This window comes from Natroniella acetigena, from assembly GCF_023227745.1.
Classification (GTDB): Bacteria; Bacillota; Halanaerobiia; order Halobacteroidales; family Halobacteroidaceae; genus Natroniella; species Natroniella acetigena.
In genome coordinates this window covers 1-2,585 of record NZ_JALKBX010000103.1, presented here as the reverse complement: position 1 = coordinate 2,585, position 2,585 = coordinate 1, and the positions used below count along the sequence as shown (strand labels likewise).

The 2,585-nt window shown below is 34.1% G+C and carries 1 protein-coding gene; it reads left to right on the top strand.

Annotation, left to right across the window (positions count from 1 at the left end; genetic code table 11):
* The first annotated feature begins 639 nt into the window (after window positions 1–639).
* Window positions 640–2,484 (top strand): group II intron reverse transcriptase/maturase, encoded by a 1,845-nt coding sequence (gene ltrA, locus MWH25_RS12690; RefSeq protein ID WP_248628022.1) that lies wholly within the window; start codon window positions 640–642, stop codon window positions 2,482–2,484.
* Window positions 2,485–2,585 lie beyond the last annotated feature (101 nt).

The following is a 2,585-nucleotide window of genomic DNA, read 5'->3' as shown; positions in this document are numbered from 1 at the left end:
AGTCAAATGAGAGAGTAACGCCTTGAAGGGCTGTCATTAATACTCCGAATTGCATTAAATATGTTAAGGTACTTAATGTAATAAGCTCGGTGAAGTCGGGGGAAGGTTATCGTAATTACACGAAAGTTACCTTAGTCGGGTGGTATAACTGATACCTCGGATGCCTAGAAAATACCTATGATTAGAATGAACCATAAGGTACTGACGAATCCTTGAATGTACGGGTCTAAATACCAAATAACCAGAAATGGTTATACCAACAAAGTTTGGGGTATACAGGATTAGTAAAAATATTCTCTATGAAAAGTCCTTACACATTTTAAGGATGTGTATAAAAGTATACAGGCTCAAAGGAGAAATCTAAGGGTATATATGTAAAGGTAAAGTCTTTTGGAACAAGGAAAGCTAACAATATAGAGGTCTTAACACCTATGAAATAGTGGTATGGAAGACAATAACAGATAACATACCTTAATGTTAGTGAAAGTGTTGGCAAAACACCTGTGAAACTCTAATAATAAGGAGTGGAGGGATAGCCAAAAGTCAATGGGTTAAGTTACAAAATATATCGTTTTTAACATAAGGTTCTCGTAAGACTAAAAAAGGTGAAGTCTCCACAAAGGAGGTTTTAGCCGACTTATGACTGTGTTAGCAAAAGATTTTGTTGAAAATCCTAAGAAACAAAAATTGAGAAACAATGAATATTACAATACACAAGAAATTCAAGATAAGTTATATCAATATAGTAAAAAAGGTTATGATTTTAAGAAACTAATGCACCATATAACGTCAAAAGATAATATCTTGCTTGCTTACAGAAATATCAAGAAGAATACTGGTAGTAAAACTAGAGGCACTAACAATAACACCATTAAAGATTTGGAAAAGCTAACTACACAGGAAATTGTGAACTATGTAAGAAATAGACTTGAGTACTATATACCACAACCTGTGAGGAGAGTTTACATTCCCAAACCTGATGGAAGAAAAAGACCTCTCGGGATACCAACGATCGAAGATAGACTTATCCAACAATGTATTAAACAGGTTTTAGAACCTATATGTGAAGCTAAGTTTCATAATCACAGCTATGGTTTTAGACCAAACCGAAGTACTAAACACGCTATTGCCAGAATGAACTTCTTGGCGTGGTGGAACAGATTGCACTACTCAGTAGATGTTGATATCAAGTCTTTCTTTGATAATGTTGACCACTCTAAGTTGAAAAAGCAATTATGGTCTATGGGTATTAAGGATAAAAGATTAATCTCTATACTAGGAAGAATGCTTAAAGCAGAAATTGAAAATGAAGGTATTCCAGATAAAGGTACACCACAAGGTGGAATTATCTCACCACTATTGTCTAATGTAGTTTTAAATGAACTAGATTGGTGGGTTAGTAACCAATGGGAAACTTTTAAGACCAGCCATCAATACAGTAACCAAAACAATAGAATTACAGCTCAAAAGAGAACAAACCTTAAAGAAGTATATATTGTTAGATATGCTGATGATTTCAAACTAATGTGTAGAGATTATGAAACTGCCAGTAAAATTAAAATAGCTACGATTAAGTGGTTAAAAGAAAGATTAGATCTCGATGTGAGCAAGAAAAAGACCAAAATCACCAACCTTAAAAGAACTTATACTGAATTCTTAGGTATTAAATTGAAAGTTGTCAAAAAGGGTGGCAAGTACGTAACGAGGTCAAGAATAGCTAATGGAGTTAAAAAGAAATTAACTGATAAGCTTAAACGTCAAATTAAACAAATAAAACAAGAAACTACAGTAAAACAAGTATCTAAGCTGAACTCAATGATACTTGGAATGCAAAATTATTACTCTATGGCTACTCTTGTAAATCATGACTTTAGAGATATTGCCTTTTTAGTCAACAGAACCTTAGAAAATCGTCTTAGGTCAAGTCTAAGTAGAAAAGGAACTGAATCAAAGACTTTCAAGAAACTTTATGGAAATTATAACTATAAACCCTATTGCGTAGCAGGTATTAAAATATTCCCAATTGGTGGTGTAACTACAAGTCCTCCAATGAACTTTAGTCAGGACATATGTGATTATACACCAAAGGGCAGAGAGAAGATACACAAGAAACTTAAAAGTGTATCACCAGTAGTGATGAGATACTTAGTCGAGAACCCTGTTCAAGACCAATCAATCGAATACAACGATAACAGAATTGCTAGATATTCTGGACAGAAAGGTTGTTGCTTTGTTACTGGTTTTCCTTTGTTTATAGGAGATATAGAGTGTCACCATAAGAAGCCACGAGAATTAGGTGGTAAGGACACTTACAGAAACTTATGTTTAGTTAAGAAAGATATTCATAAGTTAATTCATGCTACTAAAGAAAAAACGATTAAACGCTACTATGATAAGGTGAAAGGTTACTTTGATGAAGAAGTCCTGAGTAAGCTCAATAAATTCCGAACTAAGGCAGGAAATGATTGTATCGAACTAACTTAAACTATGATGGAACGCCGTATGAGGTGAGAGTCTCACGTACGGTGTGAGGAGGGGGAAAAGCCAGAGATAACACCAAAGGCTTACCTATCTCTATTAATTAA